The sequence below is a fragment of the Xanthomonas sp. NCPPB 2922 genome (assembly GCF_041520885.1).
Taxonomy (GTDB): domain Bacteria; phylum Pseudomonadota; class Gammaproteobacteria; order Xanthomonadales; family Xanthomonadaceae; genus Xanthomonas; species Xanthomonas campestris.
Window position 1 is genome coordinate 70516 of the sequence record NZ_JBGOFY010000017.1, and the last position, 18779, is coordinate 89294.

An 18779-nucleotide genomic window follows, 5' to 3' on the forward strand; every position below is an offset into this window, starting at 1 on the left:
TGCCAATGCAAGCATGTCCGCTTGTCATATTTCCGCTACCATGCCAAGCCTCACGCCTACAACCGGCCTGCCGTATGTCCACCGCCCCGCAAAAGCCGCTCGCCATCCGCGAGCGCCTGTCCGAAGTCCGCTACGAGATCCGGGGCGAACTGGCGCGGCGAGCGCGGGAGTTGGAAGCGCAGGGCCGCAAGCTGATCAAGCTCAACATCGGCAACCCCGGGGCATTCGGGTTCCGTGCGCCGGAGCATCTGCAGCGTGCGATTGCCGACGACATGGGCCGCACCGACCCCTATACGCATCAGCAGGGCCTGCCGGAAGCGCGCGAGGCGATCGCGGCCGCGTATGCGCGCCGCCAGCATCCGGATGCGCATCCGGACCGGATCTTTATCGGCAACGGCGTCAGCGAGCTGATCGACCTGTCCCTGCGCGCCCTGCTCAACCCCGGCGACGAAGTGCTGGTGCCCTCGCCCGATTACCCGCTGTGGTCGGCGGCCACCATCCTCAACGACGGCCGCCCGGTGTATTACCGCTGCGCACCGGAAAATGGCTTCCAGCCGGACCCGGTGGAAATCGAGACACTGGTGTCGTCGCGCACCCGCGCCATCGTGCTGATCAATCCGAACAACCCCAGCGGCGCCAGTTATTCGCGCGAGTTGCTGGAGCGCATCGTCGCCATCGCGGTCAAGCACAACCTGCTGTTGATGGTGGATGAGATCTACGACCAGGTGCTGTACGACGGCGCGGCGTTTGTGCCGGTGGCGCCGCTGGCTGGCGAGCACCCGTGCATCACCTTCAGCGGGCTGAGCAAGGTGCACCGCGCCTGCGGCTGGCGGGTGGGCTGGGCGCTGTTGTCCGGCGAGCAATCGCGCATCAACGATCTGCGCAACGCCATGGACCTGCTCGGCGCACTGCGCCTGTGCGCGAATGTGCCTGGCCAGTATGCAATCGACGCGGCGGTGAACGGGCCGGACACCATCTCGGCGCTGTGCGCGCCGGGTGGACGCTTGTACGAGACCCGCCGCGCGGTGATCGAAGCATGCGCGGCTAGCAGCCATCTGTCTTTGGTTGCACCGGCCGGCGCGCTGTATGCGTTCCCGGCAGTGGTGGGGCCGGCGGCGCGTAATTTCGACGACCACACCTTCGCGCTGGATCTGATGAACGACGAAGGCGTGCTGGTGGTGCCGGGCTCCAGCTTCAACGTGCCGTATCGCCACCATTTTCGTGTGACGCTGATGCCCGAAGCTGCGGTGATGCGCGATGTGTTTGCGCGCATCGATCGCGCCCTGACGCGACGTGCAGAGGCGGTGACCAAGGTCGTGCCGCTCAAGTCGCGCAGCGTGGCGTGATGGCGGCGGTCGGCCTGCCGCGGCGCTATCTGGCGCTGGGCGACTCCTACACCATCGGCGAGGGCGTCGCCGCCGAGCAGCGCTGGCCGGAGCAACTGGCCGAAGGCCTGCGGGCCTACGGCTGGCCGGTGGCAGCACCGCAAGTGATCGCCACCACCGGATGGACCACCGACGAACTGCAGGCCGGGATCGACGCGGCCGCGCCGCAGGGCCCGTTCGATCTGGTGAGCCTGTTGATCGGGGTGAACAATCAATACCGCGAGCGCACGCTGGATGCCTACCGCGCCGAGTTCGACGAGTTACTACAGCGCGCGATTGGCTTTGCCGATGCGCGGCCCGAACGCGTGGTGGTGCTGTCGATTCCCGATTGGGGGCTGACCCCATTCGCGCGCGCGCAAGGACGCGATGCGGCCCTGATCGCCGCACAGATAGATGCATTCAACACGGTGGCCGCCGAACGCTGCACGGCACGCGCGGTGCGCTTCGTCGACATCACCGCCACCAGCCGCGACGGCGGCGATGCACCGGACATGCTCGTCGATGATGGCCTGCATCCGTCCGGTGCGATGTATGCGCGCTGGACTGCGCTGGCGCTGCCCGCCGCGCGCGACGCACTCAGCTAGCCGCGTTAGACGCCTCACTGCCAAGGACCGACATTGCACACCACCGCCACCCAACCCATGAGCCGCCCGCAGGCGCTGGCGATCGCACGCGCATTTCTGCCGCCGCATCCGCTGGGCAATCGCTACGACTATTACTACACGCAGGCCAAGCTGCGCACCGACCCACTGTATCCCGGCGTGCTGGCAGAGCTGCGCAGCACCACTGCGCCGGTGCTGGACCTGGGCTGCGGGCTTGGGCTGCTGGCCCATGCATTGCGCGCCGATGGCCAGACGCTGGGGTATCACGGCGTGGATGTGGATGCGTCCAAAATCCGCCGCGCGCAGCACATCGCGCAGCGCTCGGCGCTGGGCAATACGCAATTCGCCGTGGTCGATCTGAGCGTGGCGTGGCCGCAACACAGTGGCAGCGTCACCATCCTGGACGTGTTGCAGTATCTGCAGGCCGACATGCAGGCCAGCCTGCTGCATAGCGTGGCGCAGATGCTGACCCCCGGCGCCAAACTGGTCATCCGCAGCGCGCTGGGCGATGCCAGCGGCCGTGGCCGCACCAGCCGCGTCACCGACGTGCTGGCGCACCTGAGCGGCTGGATGCAGCGCATGCCGCGCAGCTATCCCACCCGCGACAGCCTGCAGGCGCAGCTGGATGCCGCCGGGCTGCGTGCGACGTTTGCGCCGCTCTACGGCAACACGCCATTCAACAACTGGCTGATCGTGGCCGAGCCGCGCTGAGCGGTGGTGCCGGTCCCCCGCTGCGTTGCGGGGAATCTGTGAGTTGCACGTTCTTAATGGAAACTCGTGCGCTCTTGTGCGTATTCGATTGCGTCGCGTCTTTCGTGCTGACGCAGTACGTAGCGATGGACGTCGGCCTGCGGCGCCCGTAAGGACGAATGCATTTTCAAATGCCATCGGCGAGGGCCTTGGAGCTGCCGCCGAAAATGCATTGCCGAAGCATGCGATCGCCTCCCCCATGGCGTGACCTGCAAACTCAGCTCCATCAGACGTCGGCCGAACAGCGCCGTCATGAATGGCACTGCGCACGCCTTGCGCATGCGTCGCCGCGTTCCGCGAGAATGGATTTGCAGCACAGCCGCGCCGTCAATCCGGGCGCCGCGCGATCAATCCACGCGCCTGCATCGCCTCCAGCACGGCGCGCAGGATCGTGACGTTGTGGCCGTGCGCGGCGCCTTCGTGCAGCAGCACGATGGCGCCCGGGACGAGGTCGCGCACGATGCGCGCGACCGTGGTGTCGGGTTCGCAGCGCACGCCGTCGAAGCCACGTGCGCTCCAGGCCACGCGGGTCAGGCCGTGCTCACGCAGCGCAGCGGCAACGAAGGGGTTGGTCATGCCTACCACCGAGCGGTACAGCCGAGGTGCCTGGCCGGTGATGTCCGCCAGCGCCTGTTGCGCGTCGCCGATCTCGCGCGCCATGCGGCGCGGGCCCAGCGCCCAGAACCAGGCCTGCGGATGGCTGTGGCTGTGATTGCCGATGCCATGGCCGCGGCGCATGATTTCGCGCACCAGTTCAGGCCGCTGTGCGGCGCGTTCGCCCACCACGAAGAAGGTGGCGCTGGCGCGGTGCGCATCGAGCAGGTCGAGCATGGCCACGGTGTCGTCGGAAGGGCCATCGTCGATGGTCAGCCACACCTGCGGCCCGTGCCCCGGCAGGCGCGACACCACCGGCGCGTACAGGCGTGCGCGCGGCAGGAACACCGGCGCAACGAACAACGCATGCGAGAGCAGCAACGCTGGCAGCCCCCAGGCCCAGCCCAACCGCCACCACAGCAGCGCCACGGCCAGCTGCGAGACGGCCAGCCAGCCGACCCAGCGGTACGGGCGCGAGGGGATGCGATACAGCGTTTCCAGCGTGGTCATGCCTCATGATGCCACGGGGCGTAGAATGGTTGGCCTCCACGATCTGACCGAAGTGCTGCCATGTCCCTCGATCCCGCCCTGCGTTCCCGCATCGATACGCTGCTGCAATCCAACCGCGTGGTCCTCTTCATGAAAGGCCAGCCCGGCATGCCGCAGTGCGGCTTCTCGGCCAAGGCCATCGGCGTGCTGGACGGCCTGGGCATCGACTATGCCCACGTCAACGTGCTGGCCGACCAGGAAATCCGCGAAGGCATCAAGGCCTACGGCGACTGGCCGACCATTCCGCAGCTGTATGTGGATGGCGAGCTGATCGGCGGCAGCGACATCATCGTGCAGATGGCCGACAGCGGCGAGCTGAGCAGCATGCTCGGCCTGCAGGCGCCGGACCGCAGCCCGCCCAAGATCACCATCACCCCGGCTGCGGTCGAGATGCTCAAGGGTGCACTGGCCGATGCGCCGGATGCCTCGCTGACGCTGGCCATCGATGCCAATTTCCAGCCGAACTTCCAGCTGGCGCCGACCAACCCGAATGCCATTGCCGCCGAGTCCAACGGGCTGCGCGTGCAGTTCGACCTGGCCAGCGCGCGCCGCGCCGACGGCATCACCATCGACTGGGTGGACGACATCCGTGGCCGCGGCCTGGCCATCGACAACCCCAACGCGCCCAAGCCGGTGCAGGAGCTGTCGGTGCGCGATGCCGACGACCGTCTCAAGGCCGGTACGCTGACTCTGGTGGACGTGCGCCCGGCCGATGAGCGTGCGCTGGCCACGGTGGCGGCGCCGTTCCGCACCCTGGACGCACACGAGCGCCTGGAAATCGAGCAACTGCCCAAGGACACCCCGCTGGCGTTCCTGTGCCACCGCGGCGGGCGCAGCCTGCAGGCGGCCGAGCATTTCCGCGGCCTGGGCTTCACCAACGTCTATAACGTCACCGGCGGCATCGATGCCTGGTCGGACGCGGTGGACAACGGCGTGCCCAAGTACTGAGCACGCCGGGTGGCCACGCACGGCCGCCGTGACACCCGAACGGGCGCTCCCATGGAGCGTCCGTTTTTTCATGCCTCCCATCACAAGGACACCGATACGCATGCACTGCCGATTGCTTTCCCTCGCCCTCACCGCCCTGCTGCCGCTGGCCGCCCACGCCGCCGCACCGCCGCGCGCGGTGATGCTGGTGCAGACCTACGACACCCAGACGGCGGATGAGCCGTTCGAATACGTGCCGGTGTGGTTGGGCCGTGGCGTGGTGCAGGAAGCCACCATGCCGCGCTCGCTGATCGGCCAGCCGCTGCAGCTGTTCGATGCAGGCGTCTCCACCGGCGTAGTGCGCCTGACCGCATTGAGCGTGGACGACAACAGCATGTGCGGCGGCACCGCGCGCCTGCGCTTCAAAGGCGCGACATCGCCGACCAAGCCGGTCTTGCTGTCGTCGGTAGACCTCAACCCGGGCCAGCGCTTTGCCACGCGCGCGGCCACGCCGAGCGAGCAGACCGAGCTGCTTCGCCTGCTTGGTGAGAGCGCGCAGCTGCGACAGAAGGTCAAGCCGGCGGCGTTGAACAAGGCGTTGGCGGCATTTGCGGCAGACCGTGCCAACGACGCCGCGTCGCTACAGATTTTCACTGATGCGCGCACACCGCAACGCCGCGTGACCGTGCTCACCCAGAGCCACCCCACCCAGACCGGCAACACCGAAAGCCCTACCGGCGTGCTCACGGTGTTCGCCCTGCTGGAGCACACCGGCCAACGCTGGCAGCTGCGCCAGGGCAACGCCGAGAATGGCTGCGACGACTGCGAAGGCCTGCCACGCAGCACGCACTTGCTGCAGTTCGGCGACATCGACGGCAACGGCACGCTGGACTTCGTGCTGTCCGACAGCGGTTATGAAACCTACGGGTTCTATCTACTGCTGGGCGAAGGCGACCGCTGGCAGAGCGAGACCTTGATGGGCGGCTGCTGAGGCATCGAACACGTGCAGGGAGCCGCCTGTAGATGCATGAAAACGCGTGATTGGCTTGGACGCGCGCAGATCAGCCCTGCGTGCGTCCATCCACGCGATTGCGTTGAGGTGCAGACAACGCGATCTGCTCAGTCATCAGCATCTCTCAGAATCGGCTGGGTGCGCACGCATCAACACTGCGTGCGCCCAAGCATGCGAGTGCTCGCAGATCCAGACGCACGCGATCCGGGCAGTCAACACTATCTTCAGCACCTGCGCGCAGATGCCGAGCTCGCCGTCATACCCACTTTGGGACAGCGCGCGCCGCACTCATCAACGGCCTAACCGGCAAACCCACCTTCGTCGAGAAACTGTTGCTCTTCGACGGTGGTCTCGCGTCCCAGCACGGCATTGCGATGCGGGAAACGACCGAAGCGCTGAATGATCTGCTGGTGCTCCAGCGCATAGCGCGTGGTCTCGGCCTCGCCGAGCGCGGTGATCAATGTCACCGAGCGTGCCTGCTCCTGCAACTCCTCCGCATGCTCGAATGGCAGATAGAAGAACAGGCGCAATTGCGCTGAAACCTGCTGGTCGAAGCCGCGTGCAATGGCCTGCTTGGCGTAGAACAGCGCTAGGCCGTCGGTGGCATAGGCGTGCGCACTGCCCCGGAACGCGTTGCGCGGAATCTGGTCGAGCAGCAACAACAAGGCCAGCGCATCTTCGGCGCGGGTCATCCAATCGGCGTACTCGCCGCGTGCCGCGGCGAAATGCTGCTCGCTGAAATGCTGGCGCACGTTGGCGTCGAAGGCGTCGTTGCGGGTGAACCAGCGCGCCTCGCCGGCCAGTTCCCAGAAAGCCAGCACCACATCGGCCTGTTTGTTGCGTTCGGTTTTGGCAATCATCGACATTCTCCCCAATGAATACGGCACAGCATGCGCCTGCAGGCGTGATGAGCCCGCTGCGCCGCGACCATCAGCACTTGGCAAGCGCGTCGCCGGCCGCTAGGTTTGCGCAGACGTCTTTCGTTCCACCGGGGAAATCCATGCGTTCCATCCTGTTCGCCGCGCTGGGCGCGGCTGTGCTGTGCGGGCCTGCCGCGGCCGCGTCGCGTTTTGTCGAAGACCCGTACCCCAGCACCTACCACGCGCTCGCCTCTGGCCCGGTGCTGATCCAGCATGCCACCGTGCTCACCGGCACCGGCCAGCGCCTGGACGATGCCGACGTACTGCTGCGCGACGGCAAGGTGGCCGCGGTCGGCCGTGGCCTGGAGGTGCCCGCCGACGCGCGCCGCATCGACGGCACCGGCAAGTGGGTGACGCCGGGCATCATCGACGTGCACTCGCACCTGGGCGTGTACCCCAGCCCGGGCGTCAGCGCGCACAGCGACGGCAACGAAATGACCGCCCCGGTCACCCCCAACGTGTGGGCCGAGCATTCGGTGTGGCCGCAGGACCCGGGCTTCGGCACGGCACTGGCTGGCGGCATCACCTCGCTGCAGGTGCTGCCCGGTTCGGCCAATCTCATTGGTGGCCGTGGCGTCACGCTCAAGAACGTGGCGGCCACCACCTATCAGGGCATGAAATTCCCCGGTGCGCCGTGGGGCCTGAAAATGGCCTGCGGCGAAAACCCCAAGCGCGTGTATGGCGAGAAAGGCGGCCCGGCCACGCGCATGGGCAACGTCGCCGGTTACCGCGCGGCCTTCATCGACGCGGCCGAATACTTGAACAAGAACGCGCCCAAGAAGAGCGAGAAGAAGCGCCACTGGTGGAGCGGCGGCGGCGACAACGACAGCAGCGGCGATGCCGGTGGCAAGCGCGATCTCAAGCTGGACACGCTGGCCGGTGCCATCAACGGCGACATCCGCGTGCACATCCACTGCTACCGCGCCGATGAAATGGCCACCATGCTGGATCTGGCCAAGGAATTTGGCTTCCACATCGCCGCGTTCCATCACGGCGTGGAAGCCTACAAGTTGGCCGACCGGTTGGCGCAGGAAAACGTCTGCGGTGCGCTGTGGGCCGACTGGTGGGGCTTCAAGATGGAAGCCTTCGACGGCATCCAGGAAAACATCGCCATCGTCGATCGTCCGGCCAACAGCTGCGCCATCGTGCATTCGGATTCGGAAGAAGGCATCCAGCGGCTCAATCAGGAGGCGGCGAAGGTGATTGCCAACGCGCGCCGCGCCGGCATGGAGATTCCGCCCGAACGCGCCATCCGCTGGCTCACCAGCAACGCCGCCAAGGCGCTGGGCATCGAGCAACAGACCGGTGCGCTGGAGCCGGGCAAGATGGGCGATATGGTGGTGTGGAACGGCAACCCCTTCAGTTCCTACGCACTGGCCGAGCAGGTGTATATCGACGGCGCGCAGGTGTACGACCGCCACGACCGCAGGTTGCAACCGGTCTCCGACTTCATGCTGGGCCAGGAGGTGGCACGATGAGCCGCGCCATGTTCCGCCGCCCGCGCCTGCGTGCGTTGTCAGCCGTTTTGCTGGCTGCGCTGGCATTGCCGGCAGTTGCGCAGCAGGTGCTGATCCGCGGCGCCACCGTGCACACCGCCACCAGCCAGGGCACGTTGCGCAATACCGATGTACTGGTGCAGGGCGGCGTGATTCGCGCCATCGGCACTGGCCTGGCCGTGCCCACCGACGGCCGCGTGGTCGAGGCCAAGGGCCGCCCGCTGACGCCGGCCCTGTTCGGCGGCATCACCGAGATCGGTATCGAAGAAGTGTCTGGCGAAGCCGCCACCGTGGACAGCGGCGTCAAGCTGACCGAGCAGCCGATGCGCCCGGAATTCGACGTCACCCTGGCCTACAACCCGGACTCGGTGCTGATCCCGGTGGCACGCGTGGAAGGCATCGGCTTCACCGCGCTCGGGGCGACCACCAGCGGTGCGTTCATCGCCGGCCAAGGCGGCATCGTGCGCCTGGATGGCGGCCCGGATCCAGTCGGCCCGCATGCCCTGTTCATTCGTCTGGGTGCGGCCGCGTCGGACCTGACCGGCAGCTCACGCGCCGCGCAGTGGATGCTGCTCGATCAACTGGTGGCCGAAGCACGCGGGCGCGTGCCGGCAGACTCGCCGCATGCCTTGCTCACCCCGGTTGGCCGCAGCGTGCTGGCCAACTACCTGGCCGGCCGGGGCCGCATCGTGGTGCAGGTGGAACGGGCTGCGGACATTCGCCAGCTGCTGCGTTGGGCGCAGCGCGAGAAGGTGCGCATTGCCATTGCTGGCGGCACCGAAGCGTGGAAGCTCGCCCCGCAGCTGGCGCAGGCCAAGGTGCCGGTGTTGGTGGATGCGTTGGCGGATCTGCCTTCCACCTTCGACCAGATCGGCGCCACGCTGGAAAACGCCGCACGCCTGCGCGCGGCCGGCGTGGAGGTGAGCTTCACCCAGAGCGGCGATGCCTCGCACAACGCGCGCAAGTTGCGTCAGCTGGCCGGTAATGCCGTGGCCAATGGCCTGCCATGGGAATCTGGCTTGGCCGGGCTGACCCGCGTGCCGGCGGAAATCTTTGGCGTGGGCGATCGCATCGGCAGCATTGCGGTGGGCAAGCAGGCCGACCTGGTGTTGTGGGACGGCGACCCGCTGGATGTGGCCCATTACGCCGAACAGGTCTGGATGGGCGGGCGTGACATGCCGATGCGCTCGCGCCAGACCGATCTGCGCGACCGCTATCTGCAGCAGGCCGGCCCGTTGCCACGCGCCTACCAACGCTAAGCTGCGCGGCGCAGACGGCTGCGTCGCTGACAGTGGTCGCAGTACACCGTAAGCGCCGCATTGCGGCGCCGCGCAGTGTAGTGCACTGCACTGCACTGCAAGCATCGCAAGCACTCCACGGTCGCAGGCGACACGCCTGCGACACCTCATCGCAAAGGATTGCCCATGCGCCTGATGCGCACACTGCTGTTGTCGTTGTTGCTGCTGCCGCTGCTGGCCAGCGCCCAATCCGGCTGGATCGATACGCAAGGCCAACCGATTCCCAACTCCTCTAGCCGCAAGGCGGTGCAGGACCTGGGCGCTAGCCTGTTACTGACCCCTGACGCGGACTGGCAACAGAAATGGAATACGCCCAGCGACACCACGCCGCACTTCAATGAGGTGGATCACCTCGCTACCGGCGAGGTGTTGTTCATGCTGATCCTGCTCTCCAACCCGGGCCTGGATGCGCAGCGGCATACCGACGTGGTGTGCAATATCCGCATCATCGACCCGACCGGGCACCTCGTGCAGGACACCACCGATACGCCCTGCCTGCAGGGCGAACTCAGCGGCGACCCACGCAATGTGTACATGGCTCAGGCTAGCCTGCATGTGGAAGCCGAAGCCGACGACCCGCCGGGCCGCTGGCAGGTACAGGTCACCGTCAATGACCGCCAGCGCGGGGTCAGCATTCCGCTCAGCACCAGCTTCACCATGGGCCGCAAACGCGCCGCAGCGACCGCCCGATGAGCAGCATGCCGCGACGGACCCGCATCACTTATTTACTCATCGCGGCGGCCATCTTCTTGATCGAAGTGGCCATCGCCGCCGGCTGGATCGGCGGGCCATGGGTGCGCGGCAGCCTGGGCGATGTGTTCGCGGTGGCGCTGGTGTATTGCGGCCTGCGCGGTGTGTTCGCCTGCCCGCCGCGGTGGGCCTGCGTGCTGGCGATTGCCATCGGCCTGCTGATCGAAGGGCTGCAGGCCGTGCACCTGGCCGACCGGCTTGGTCTGCGCTCCGGCAGCGCCGCCTACATCGCGCTTGGCAACACCGCCACGCTGCATGACCTGGTGATGTATCTGATCGGCGGGCTGCTTGCCTACGGCTGCGACGTGCTGCTGCGTCGCCGTGTCATGCGTGCATCGCATCATGTAGCGCAGCAGTGAGCCACTTTTTCTGGAGACACGAATGGCCGGTTCGATGACCACGGCGCTGACACGCATCACCGCCCTCTGCACGCTGCTTGCGCTGGCCAGCTGTGAGCGTGCGTCCGCACCTGCTCCCGCACCATCGCCGTCGGCAGCGACGCCGACCACACCGGCGACCAGTGCGCCGGCAACACCAGCCGCACCCGCAGCGCCAGTCGATGGCGCATCGCTCACGCTGGCCTGCGCGGAAGGCGACGACCCCGCGCAGGAAGCCAGTGCCATCGCCGCACGCGGTGGCAGCATGGTGCAACGGGTGTCCGCGCATCGCCTGCAGGTCACCACGCCGGCCGGCGCGCAGGTCTTTGCCGACACCGCGCCCTTCGACGAACCGCTGGAGGGCGAGGACTACCGCTTTTGTGATCGGCGCGATGGCTACCTGCTGCTGCAGCATCGCGACGGCGGCACCTTCGCCGGTACCTTGATCGACGCACGCACCGGCACGCAGACGCCGGGCGGCCTGCGCGTGGTGATCGCGCCGGACCGCAACCGCTATCTGGCCACCGCGCAGCCCGATGGCATGGATGGCGAGGAGTGGCAGGTGCTGAGCATCGGCGGAAAGCAGCTTGCGTCCACGACCAGTGCCTTGCTCAGTGACGACGCTGCCGAGCCCGGCATCATCGCCACGCTGGACGCACCGCAGTGGAGCACCGCGCAGCAGCTGCAGGCCACCGCCACCTGCCTGAGCGATGAGACGCAGCAGTGGCAGGTGCGTCTTGTCGAGCAGGCCGGCCGCTGGCAATGGCAGCCACGTCGCGACTGCGCGAGCGCGCCCACGGAGCACTGACATGTTCCAGGGCAGCACGACGGGTTCGATTCAACAGCGTGTCCTGCAGCAGGCGCCCGCCAATCTGCAACGCGGCCTGGAAACGGTGGGCGGGCGGCTGATCCTGACCGCCGATGCGCTGCACTTCCAGCCGCATGCCTTCAACATCCAGACCCAGTCGCTGACCATCATGCTGCTGCAGATCGCATCGCTGCAGTTGTGCTGGACGCGCCTGCTCGGCCTGCTGCCGCTGGCACCCAATTCGCTGGCGGTGCAGGTGGCCGATGGCAGCGAGCACCGCTTCGTGCTTGGCAAACGCGAGCAGTGGATGCGCGCCATCCAGGCGGCCTGCGATGCCAAACGCCAGGCCGCCACACCACCACCATTGCCGTAGCCGTCCCCGCCGGTTCTGCGCAACCGGCGGCCTGCGCGCCAAGCGGCAATGCATGCCGGTCGCACCGCGAGCGTGACCTGCACTGCGCTTCGCGTACCGGGCGTGAACCCAGCGCACGCTCCTGGGCTGCGGTTATCGCCGCTGCAGCCGCGCCCGCCTAGCATCGCGCATCGGCGCACCGCGCCTTGCTCGTTACGGAGATCGACATGCATCGCATTCCGCTGCGCGCGCTGGCCTGTGCGCTTGTGCTCTACGCCGGCGTCGTCGCGCCCGCATTCGCCGCCTTCGGCATCACCCGCAGTGGTGATCGCATCGTGGTGGATACCGGCGCCGAGCTGCTGTTTTCGGTCAACGCCAGCAACGGCGATCTCGTGTCGATGCGCTACCGCGGCAACGAACTGCAGACCACCGAATCCAAGGGCTCGCATATCGCCTCCGGGCTAGGCAGCGCCAGCGTGGAGGCGCGCGTGGTGGGCGGCGCCATCGTGGTCACGGCCAAGGCCGGCGACCTCACCCAGTACTACATCGCGCGCAAGGGCCGTAATGCCATCTACATGGCCACCTCCGCGCCCAGCCTGCTACCGGTGGGCGAGCTGCGCTTCATCGCCCGCTTGAACGTGGCCAAGCTGCCGAACGCGTTGCAGGAACCGGATTCCAGCGTCGGCACTGCGATTGAAGGCGAAGACGTGTTCCTGCTGCCGGACGGGCGGACCAGCTCCAAGTTCTACTCGGCCCGGCGCATGCTCGAAGACCCGCTGCACGGCGTGAGCGGCAACGGCATGGCGGTGTTCATGCTGATGGGCAATCGCGAGCGCAGTGCGGGCGGGCCGTTCTTCAAGGACATCGCCACACAGAAAACCCGCGTCACCCATGAGTTGTACAACTACATGTATTCGGACCACACCCAGACCGAAGCCTTCCGCGGCGGATTGCACGGCGTGTACGGCCTGTTGTTCACCGACGGCGGTGCGCCCTCCTCCGCACAGACCAGCACCGACTTTATCGATGCCAGCCTGGGCGTGAGCGGCTACCTGGCAGCGGACGGGCGCGGCACGCTTGCCGGGCGCGTGAGCGGGGTGTTGGCCGGGCAGCCGGCAGTGGTCGGCTTGCGCAACGCTCAGGCGCAATACTGGGCCACCGCCACTGGCAGCGGCGACTACCAGATCAACGGCGTGCGCCCGGGCCGCTACCGCATGACGCTGTATCAACACGAGCTGGAGGTGGCGCAACGCGATGTCGAGGTGTTTGCCGGCGCCACCGCACAGGCCGCGCTGCAGGCGGTGAGCTTGCCCGGCGCGGTGAAGTGGCAGATCGGCGTTCCCGATGGCACGCCAGGCGGCTTCCAGTACGCAGACCTGCTGCCGCGCGCGCATCCGTCCGATGCGCGCATGCGCTGGGCACCGGTCACCTACACGGTGGGATCAAGCAGCGTGGGCAGCTTTCCGGCGGTGCAGTGGCGCGGGATCAACACACCCACACAGATCGTGTTTAGCTTGAGCAGCAGCGAAGTGCGCAGCTATCGGCTGCGCATCTTCGTGCCGTTGGCGCAGGTCAGCGCGCGCCCGCAGATCGCCGTCAACGCACGCTGGAACGGCCCCGTCCCCGCTGCACCGAATCAACCCAAGACGCGCGGAATCACCCGTGGCACCACACGCGGCAACAACACGCTGTATGAAGTGGATATCCCGGCGACGGCGCTGCAGGCGGGCAGCAACCGGATCGCCATCAGTCTGGCCTCGGGGTCGCCGGACAATGGCTTCCTCAGCCCGGCCATCGTCTACGACAGCGTGCAGCTGGTCGCACCGTAATCACGCCACGTCCGGGTGCCCGCATAGCGCACGCCAGAACGCGTGGTGTGCGGTGCATGCATCAGTTGGCGGTGATGCCCACCGCCAAGCGACGCGCTAGCGCTGCGGTAACTTCTAATGCATCGTCCACCACTTGCAGATACAGGGCGTTGCTGTAGCGGCCATCGCCATTGCGCACGGCCTGCACTCTGTCCGGAAAGGTCTTGCTGCGCGCCGCCTGCAGGACATGTCGGAATGAGCGACCTGCGCCTGCGCATGTTTGCACGTGCCCTCCAATGAGTTATGGACGACGTGCTTACTGCTGCACACGTACTGGCAGGCGATACGCCGATCAATCCATCCAGTACGCCCTCATCAAGGTGAGCAGCCACATGCGACTTCACGCGCACGGCATGACTGCGCGAGTTGCGCCACGCTAGCGCGCAGCAAAAAGCGCGGCACACCCATGGGGTGTACCGCGCCTTGGATTACTGCGTCTACCTGGCAGTGATCAACACCGCCATGGGCCAGCATCGACCGCGCCAGCCGCAGCTATGCAGCCGCGCTGATCGCCGCTGTTACTTGGCGTCCATCGTGGCGCTGACCTTGGCCCAGCCATTGCCGCGCACCACTTCGAAACCGGCTTCGGCCGCATGCAGATACATGCTGTTGTTGTAGCGGCCATCCTTCGAGCGGTTGGTCTGCAACCAGTTGAGGAACGGCTTGGCATCCACGTTGAGGCTGCCGCTGGTCTTCAGCGTGGCCTGCCCCGCGGTTCCGGTCGGGATGAAGGTGTAGACGTAATAGCCCGCACCGGAGTTGAAGCCTTCCCACAGATCAAAGGTGCGCCCGCCAGCGGTGATCACCTTGCTGGCGGTCAGCGTGCCGATCGGCCAGGAGTTGTGGTCGCCCCAGATCATCACTTCCAGCTGCGGATTGCCTTTGGCCGTATCCCAGCGGAAGAAGATGTCGTAGGCGAAGTCGCCCGCCAGGTTGGTGCCGCCGGCACTGTAGCTGAACTTCATAGGGATCGAGCTGATCGAGGAGATCTGCTTCGGAAACAGCGTGTCGCTGGTGGGGTTCCAGTCGTAATGCCAGCCGCGCACGATCGCCGGATACCCGTAGAGGTTGTAGTCGGCGAAGTTGAAGGTGACGGTGAGCTCCGGCGTGCTGCCGGTGCCGAACGTGCCCTGGATGATGTTGTTGGGATCGTTGAAGTTGTTCACCCACGCGTAGTGGTTGCCGAAGATCTTGTACGGCCCGGCCAGCGCGACCGGCGCCAGTGCCACCAGCCCGAGGGTCAGGGCGGCCTTCCACCAGCGCGAGGCACGCCGCCGTGTGGTGGGCGCCTGCGCAGTGGCCTGGTCGAGGATGCGATGTTGAGTCTGCTGCATGTGGTGTCTCCCTTGGATTCAGCGCGCGACGCCACCGTTGCGGCGTCGGGACCGCTGCCTGGCAGCGATCGCAGCGGGACCCTAACAGCGCCGCGTCGCAAGGAGCTATAGCGAAACCTGGGGGCCTGCGGGTGCCCGCGCGATAGCGGGCGCTACCCGGCAATCGGGGCGTGCGCCCGTCCTCAGTTCGTCGTCGGCATGCTGCCGCGCCAGCGAATCCCGGTCAGGTGGCGGCGGCCTTGGTGAGGGCGATTGCTGCGTTGCCACATCGCGCGACGGCGCACTGGCGCCGTGCAGTGCCTGGACAGTGCTGTGCTCAGCGTGCCGGGGCCTTCCGGTAGACCCCGGCGACGCTGCCGCCGAGCCCGTCCCCGCACGCCTTCCGACCAATGCCCTTCGCCTCGCCCCCGATTTGCGATAGCGTTCACATCCAGAGACGACGCAACAGCCGGAGGGGGCGACGATGCGCATCGGAATCGTGGTGGACAGTGCGTGCGACTTGCCGCAGGACTTCATCCAACGCAACAACGTCATCGTGCTGCCGATCAGCGTGCGTATCGGCGAAGCCGTGCTGGCCGACCATCGCGACGAGGAAGCCACCTTGAGCTTCCTGCACGCGCACGTGGCCGAGCGCGGCCATGAGGCGGAGACCACCCCGTTTTCGGTCAACCAGATCCGCGACCTGTTCCTGCAGCGGCTGGTCATCGATTACGACCACGTGTTCTGCCTGACCATCTCCAAGCTGCGCAGCCAGATTTTCGACAACGCCACCCAGGCGAGCTTTGCGATCCTCAACGACTACAAGCCGGTGCGGCAGGCGGCCGGGCACACCTCGCCGTTCGCGCTGCGGGTGATCGACACGCTGAACCTGTTCGCAGGCCAGGGCATCACCGCGGTGGAAGCGGTACGCCTGCGTGCGCAAGGCCTGGGCGTGGCGCCGATCCGCGCCCGGCTTGAGCAATTGGCCGAGCACACCTATGGCTACATGATTCCGCGCGATCTCTATTACCTGCGTGCGCGTGCGCGCACCAAAGGCGATCGCAGCGTGGGCCTGATCGGCGCCGCGCTGGGCAGCGCGCTGGACATCAAGCCGGTGCTGCGCGCCTACCGTGGCGTCACCGAGCCGGTGGCCAAGCTCAAGGGCTTCGAACCCTCGGCCGAAAAGCTGTTCGCCTTCACCGTGCGCAAGCTCCGCGACGGGCTGATGACGCCTACCGTGTGCGTGGGCTATGGCGGCGAACTTGCCGAACTGCACGCGTTGCCGGGCTATGCCGCATTACAGGCCGCCTGCCAGACGCAGGGCGTGGAGCTGTTCGAAAGCGTGATGAGCCTGACCGGCATGGTCAACGTCGGCAAAGGTGCGTTGGCAGTGGCCTTCGCCGCCGAGCCGCACAGCTTCTCGGCATAAACGTGCGCCTGCACGCCAGCACACGGCAGCAGGCCTCGACGACGCACTCACCACTGCTGGCATAAGGTGCCCGGCACCTGTCATCCGAGTGTGTGCCCATGCCTGTCAGCTATTCGATCAGCCTGCCCGACCCCAAGCTCGCCCGCGGCAGCGCGCCGGCGGTGAGCTTCAGCGCCAATGGTGCGGAGGCCTTTGCCGAACAGTTGCAGGCTGCCCTGCGCGACCCGGCCTGGTTCGACCGCTGGCGCCAGCTGCAGGCCGACCCGGACGAAGTGGACCCCAGCCTGGGCGTCACCGACCCGGCGGCCACCGTGACCGGCAAGCAGGGCGACCTGCGCATCGACCTGGTGGCCACCACCAGCATCCCCGGCGACCTGCTCAAGCAGCGCATGCAGGCCCTGGCCGGCCATCACTGGGAACTGCGCGACGTGCGTTGACGCGCAGATGCCGTGCCGGTTTGCGCGTACGATCGTGTTGCGCAAACCGGTGCGGCTTCAAAACACTGCGACGTTGTACTAAGCACGCCGCAGATCGCATTCCGCTCCAGCATGCGAGCGGGATGACTGACTACTTCTCGTCGCCAGCGCGCGTTACCGCTGCAGCACTGCCTTGCCAGTTGCCCACCGTGGCCAGCGCCATTTCAGATTCACCGCCAGCGTGCCGCAGACGATCAGGCCCAGGCCCAGCCATTGCACCGGCGCCAGCGCATGGCCGTACAGCAGGTAATCCAGCAGCAGCGTCACCAGCGGATACACGAAGGCCAGCACCGCGATGGTGGCCACGTGCAGATGGCGGTACGACGAATAGAACAGCACGTAGACAATGCCGCTGTGGATCACGCCCAGGCCCACCAGCCAGGCCCAATGCATGCCCGGATGCAGCGCAGCACTGCTGGAAAACCCCATAAGCAGCACCGTCCCGACCCAGCACTGCACGGTGACCACCGCCAACGGCCGCTCACGGCCGATGCGTCGGGACATCAGTAGCGAAGCACCACAGAGCAGCGCCGCCAGCAGCGTCAGCCCGATGCCCAGCAGATAGCTGCGGTCGGCGGACTGCCACAACCGCAATGGGTCTGCCGAACACGCCACCCCGATGAAGGCCAGCAGCGTCCAGCCCAGATCGGCGCGACGCGTGCGTTCGCCCTGCACCACCGCCGCCAGGATCAGCATCACGAACGGAAACACGTGATACACCATGGTGGCCACACCGATCGACGAGCGCGCCATACCGGCAAACAGCGCCACCCAGTTCAATACCAGCAGCACGCCGCTGATGGCCGCATCGCGTAACAGGCGGCGCTCGCGCCATAGCCCACGCAAGTGCCCACCAAGCACCCCGCAGACAGTGAGAAACAGTGCGCCAAACAGGCAGCGGTAAAACACCGCCGTCACCGGGTCCTGGCCGCTTTCATGCACGAAGACGCCAACCGAGCCGATCAACACCTCGGCCAACAGCAGCTGCCAGATTGCGCGGCGCGACGCCGCCACCGGTGGTGCAGCCGCAACGCTCATAGCGTGATCTCCCCACGCAGATAGTGCACGGCGCTGCCACGTACGTAGACATGCGCCGGTGTGACGCGGCACTCAAGCTCACCGCCACGCGCCGAGGCCTGCAGCGCGCGCAGATCGGTCTTTCCAAGCGTGCGCGCCCACAACGGCGCCAGCGCTGCATGGATCGAACCGGTGACAGGGTCCTCCGCTCCGCCATTGGCCGGCCAGAAATAGCGCGACACCAGGTCATGCGTGGCTCCCGGTGCGGTAATGGCCACATCGCGTGGCGCCAACGCCAGCATCTGCGCCAGGTCGGGCACCACGGCACGCACCTGCTGCTCGTCCGCGTACACCCCGATGTAGGCCTGTGCGTTGGCATACACCGCCTGCGGTGCGATCGACAACGCGGCCAGCAGTGGCGCCGGGACCTGCGTGACCAGGGTCGGCAGCTGATTGGGAAAGCAAATCTCGAACGTAGCTTCGTCCACCTGCTCAACACCGATCTCACCGACCGCCGGGGCGCGCAGCCGCAACGGAAACGGTGCCAGCTGCTGGCGCGCAATGACGTACGCACTTGCCAGCGTCGCATGGCCGCAGAAGCCGACTTCCTTCAACGGCGAGAACCAACGGATGTCGAAGACGCCAGCGTGATCGCGCACGAAGAACGCGGTTTCCGAAAGATTGTTTTCGGCAGCGATCGCCTGCATCACCGGCACCGGTAACCATGCCTGCAACGGCACCACCGCCGCAGGGTTGCCCTTGAAACCCACACACGTAAACGCATCGACCACGAACAGGGAAAGCAGCACGTTGCAACCTCGCCAGAAGACCGGGCAGGTCGCCCGGCACGGCCAGT

Annotated in this window: 19 protein-coding genes; 14 read left to right on the forward strand and 5 right to left on the reverse strand. The window is 66.7% G+C overall.

The features are described 5' to 3' along the window. Window positions 1-74: 74 nt before the first annotated feature. From ACD584_RS17025 to ACD584_RS17035, 3 genes are read left to right on the forward strand one after another with little or no spacing between them, the layout of a single operon-like run. Window positions 75-1346: a pyridoxal phosphate-dependent aminotransferase gene (locus ACD584_RS17025; RefSeq protein WP_042596984.1), complete on the forward strand. Its 1272-nt coding sequence runs from the start codon at window positions 75-77 to the stop codon at window positions 1344-1346. Further along, the gene (locus ACD584_RS17030; RefSeq protein WP_076037162.1) at window positions 1346-1969 is read left to right on the forward strand and encodes an SGNH/GDSL hydrolase family protein; all 624 of its coding nucleotides are present in this window, start codon (window positions 1346-1348) and stop codon (window positions 1967-1969) included. Before ACD584_RS17025 ends, ACD584_RS17030 begins: the two co-directional genes overlap by 1 nt. A 57-nt stretch (window positions 1970-2026) precedes the next feature. After that, complete coding sequence (locus ACD584_RS17035; RefSeq protein ID WP_070689752.1) at window positions 2027-2698, forward strand: methyltransferase; 672 nt, start codon at window positions 2027-2029, stop codon at window positions 2696-2698. 366 nt (window positions 2699-3064) lie between these two features. Here the strand turns inward: ACD584_RS17035 and ACD584_RS17040 are convergent, their stop codons facing one another. Further along, window positions 3065-3841 (reverse strand): polysaccharide deacetylase family protein, encoded by a 777-nt coding sequence (locus ACD584_RS17040; protein WP_076037163.1) that lies wholly within the window; start codon window positions 3839-3841, stop codon window positions 3065-3067. 60 nt (window positions 3842-3901) lie between these two features. Between ACD584_RS17040 and grxD the strand changes: the two genes are divergently transcribed. Beyond that, window positions 3902-4828 carry a Grx4 family monothiol glutaredoxin gene (gene grxD / locus ACD584_RS17045; RefSeq protein ID WP_070689748.1) on the forward strand — a complete coding sequence of 309 codons (927 nt, stop codon included), beginning with the start codon at window positions 3902-3904 and terminating at the stop codon, window positions 4826-4828. A 100-nt stretch (window positions 4829-4928) separates the two neighbouring features. Beyond that, on the forward strand, window positions 4929-5798 hold the full coding sequence (locus ACD584_RS17050; RefSeq protein WP_076037164.1) for a hypothetical protein: 870 nt from the start codon (window positions 4929-4931) through the stop codon (window positions 5796-5798). Between the two features lie 320 nt (window positions 5799-6118). Here ACD584_RS17050 and ACD584_RS17055 read toward each other — a convergent pair whose 3' ends face one another. Next, window positions 6119-6685, reverse strand: coding sequence for a DUF924 family protein (locus ACD584_RS17055; protein WP_175611678.1), 567 nt, complete (start codon window positions 6683-6685; stop codon window positions 6119-6121). Between the two features lie 134 nt (window positions 6686-6819). On the opposite strand from ACD584_RS17055, the gene ACD584_RS17060 reads away from it, so the two are divergent. The 7 genes from ACD584_RS17060 (at window position 6820) to ACD584_RS17090 (ending at window position 13649) form a co-directional block, all read left to right on the forward strand. Further along, the gene (locus ACD584_RS17060; RefSeq protein ID WP_012437413.1) at window positions 6820-8217 is read left to right on the forward strand and encodes an amidohydrolase; all 1398 of its coding nucleotides are present in this window, start codon (window positions 6820-6822) and stop codon (window positions 8215-8217) included. Continuing rightward, complete coding sequence (locus ACD584_RS17065; RefSeq protein ID WP_175611679.1) at window positions 8214-9494, forward strand: amidohydrolase family protein; 1281 nt, start codon at window positions 8214-8216, stop codon at window positions 9492-9494. Before ACD584_RS17060 ends, ACD584_RS17065 begins: the two co-directional genes overlap by 4 nt. 165 nt (window positions 9495-9659) lie before the next feature. Then, on the forward strand, window positions 9660-10226 hold the full coding sequence (locus ACD584_RS17070) for a hypothetical protein (RefSeq protein WP_076037166.1): 567 nt from the start codon (window positions 9660-9662) through the stop codon (window positions 10224-10226). Beyond that, window positions 10223-10642: a DUF2809 domain-containing protein gene (locus tag ACD584_RS17075; RefSeq protein ID WP_076037167.1), complete on the forward strand. Its 420-nt coding sequence runs from the start codon at window positions 10223-10225 to the stop codon at window positions 10640-10642. Before ACD584_RS17070 ends, ACD584_RS17075 begins: the two co-directional genes overlap by 4 nt. Window positions 10643-10664: 22 nt before the next feature. Next, complete coding sequence (locus ACD584_RS17080; RefSeq protein ID WP_228437975.1) at window positions 10665-11468, forward strand: hypothetical protein; 804 nt, start codon at window positions 10665-10667, stop codon at window positions 11466-11468. A 1-nt stretch (window position 11469) separates the two neighbouring features. Continuing rightward, window positions 11470-11841 carry a hypothetical protein gene (locus ACD584_RS17085; RefSeq protein ID WP_175611680.1) on the forward strand — a complete coding sequence of 124 codons (372 nt, stop codon included), beginning with the start codon at window positions 11470-11472 and terminating at the stop codon, window positions 11839-11841. Window positions 11842-12047: 206 nt separating this feature from the next. Next, window positions 12048-13649 (forward strand): rhamnogalacturonan lyase B N-terminal domain-containing protein, encoded by a 1602-nt coding sequence (locus ACD584_RS17090; RefSeq protein ID WP_076037169.1) that lies wholly within the window; start codon window positions 12048-12050, stop codon window positions 13647-13649. Between the two features lie 557 nt (window positions 13650-14206). Here ACD584_RS17090 and ACD584_RS17095 read toward each other — a convergent pair. After that, complete coding sequence (locus ACD584_RS17095) at window positions 14207-15022, reverse strand: cellulase (RefSeq protein WP_011038479.1); 816 nt, start codon at window positions 15020-15022, stop codon at window positions 14207-14209. Between the two features lie 463 nt (window positions 15023-15485). On the opposite strand from ACD584_RS17095, the gene ACD584_RS17100 reads away from it, so the two are divergent. Both ACD584_RS17100 and ACD584_RS17105 read left to right on the forward strand, forming a co-directional pair. After that, on the forward strand, window positions 15486-16430 hold the full coding sequence (locus ACD584_RS17100; protein WP_076037170.1) for a DegV family protein: 945 nt from the start codon (window positions 15486-15488) through the stop codon (window positions 16428-16430). Between the two features lie 98 nt (window positions 16431-16528). After that, window positions 16529-16867, forward strand: a complete 339-nt coding sequence (locus ACD584_RS17105; RefSeq protein WP_016944410.1) for a hypothetical protein — start codon at window positions 16529-16531, stop codon at window positions 16865-16867. A gap of 153 nt (window positions 16868-17020) precedes the next feature. On the opposite strand, the gene ACD584_RS17110 is transcribed toward ACD584_RS17105, so the two are convergent. Continuing rightward, window positions 17021-17944, reverse strand: coding sequence for a DMT family transporter (locus tag ACD584_RS17110; RefSeq protein ID WP_076037171.1), 924 nt, complete (start codon window positions 17942-17944; stop codon window positions 17021-17023). Continuing rightward, complete coding sequence (locus tag ACD584_RS17115) at window positions 17941-18732, reverse strand: PhzF family phenazine biosynthesis protein (RefSeq protein ID WP_076037172.1); 792 nt, start codon at window positions 18730-18732, stop codon at window positions 17941-17943. Before ACD584_RS17115 ends, ACD584_RS17110 begins: the two co-directional genes overlap by 4 nt. Window positions 18733-18779: the final 47 nt, after the last annotated feature.

What these genes read in the sequence shown, in the direction of transcription:
- ACD584_RS17025 (WP_042596984.1), top strand. Translation starts at nt 75, where the DNA reads ATGTCCACCGCCCCGCAAAAGCCGCTCGCCATCCGCGAGCGCCTGTCC.
- ACD584_RS17030 (WP_076037162.1), top strand. Translation starts at nt 1,346, where the DNA reads ATGGCGGCGGTCGGCCTGCCGCGGCGCTATCTGGCGCTGGGCGACTCC.
- ACD584_RS17035 (WP_070689752.1), top strand. Translation starts at nt 2,027, where the DNA reads ATGAGCCGCCCGCAGGCGCTGGCGATCGCACGCGCATTTCTGCCGCCG.
- ACD584_RS17040 (WP_076037163.1), bottom strand. Translation starts at nt 3,841, where the DNA reads ATGACCACGCTGGAAACGCTGTATCGCATCCCCTCGCGCCCGTACCGC.
- grxD (WP_070689748.1), top strand. Translation starts at nt 3,902, where the DNA reads ATGTCCCTCGATCCCGCCCTGCGTTCCCGCATCGATACGCTGCTGCAA.
- ACD584_RS17050 (WP_076037164.1), top strand. Translation starts at nt 4,929, where the DNA reads ATGCACTGCCGATTGCTTTCCCTCGCCCTCACCGCCCTGCTGCCGCTG.
- ACD584_RS17055 (WP_175611678.1), bottom strand. Translation starts at nt 6,685, where the DNA reads ATGTCGATGATTGCCAAAACCGAACGCAACAAACAGGCCGATGTGGTG.
- ACD584_RS17060 (WP_012437413.1), top strand. Translation starts at nt 6,820, where the DNA reads ATGCGTTCCATCCTGTTCGCCGCGCTGGGCGCGGCTGTGCTGTGCGGG.
- ACD584_RS17065 (WP_175611679.1), top strand. Translation starts at nt 8,214, where the DNA reads ATGAGCCGCGCCATGTTCCGCCGCCCGCGCCTGCGTGCGTTGTCAGCC.
- ACD584_RS17070 (WP_076037166.1), top strand. Translation starts at nt 9,660, where the DNA reads ATGCGCCTGATGCGCACACTGCTGTTGTCGTTGTTGCTGCTGCCGCTG.
- ACD584_RS17075 (WP_076037167.1), top strand. Translation starts at nt 10,223, where the DNA reads ATGAGCAGCATGCCGCGACGGACCCGCATCACTTATTTACTCATCGCG.
- ACD584_RS17080 (WP_228437975.1), top strand. Translation starts at nt 10,665, where the DNA reads ATGGCCGGTTCGATGACCACGGCGCTGACACGCATCACCGCCCTCTGC.
- ACD584_RS17085 (WP_175611680.1), top strand. Translation starts at nt 11,470, where the DNA reads ATGTTCCAGGGCAGCACGACGGGTTCGATTCAACAGCGTGTCCTGCAG.
- ACD584_RS17090 (WP_076037169.1), top strand. Translation starts at nt 12,048, where the DNA reads ATGCATCGCATTCCGCTGCGCGCGCTGGCCTGTGCGCTTGTGCTCTAC.
- ACD584_RS17095 (WP_011038479.1), bottom strand. Translation starts at nt 15,022, where the DNA reads ATGCAGCAGACTCAACATCGCATCCTCGACCAGGCCACTGCGCAGGCG.
- ACD584_RS17100 (WP_076037170.1), top strand. Translation starts at nt 15,486, where the DNA reads ATGCGCATCGGAATCGTGGTGGACAGTGCGTGCGACTTGCCGCAGGAC.
- ACD584_RS17105 (WP_016944410.1), top strand. Translation starts at nt 16,529, where the DNA reads ATGCCTGTCAGCTATTCGATCAGCCTGCCCGACCCCAAGCTCGCCCGC.
- ACD584_RS17110 (WP_076037171.1), bottom strand. Translation starts at nt 17,944, where the DNA reads ATGAGCGTTGCGGCTGCACCACCGGTGGCGGCGTCGCGCCGCGCAATC.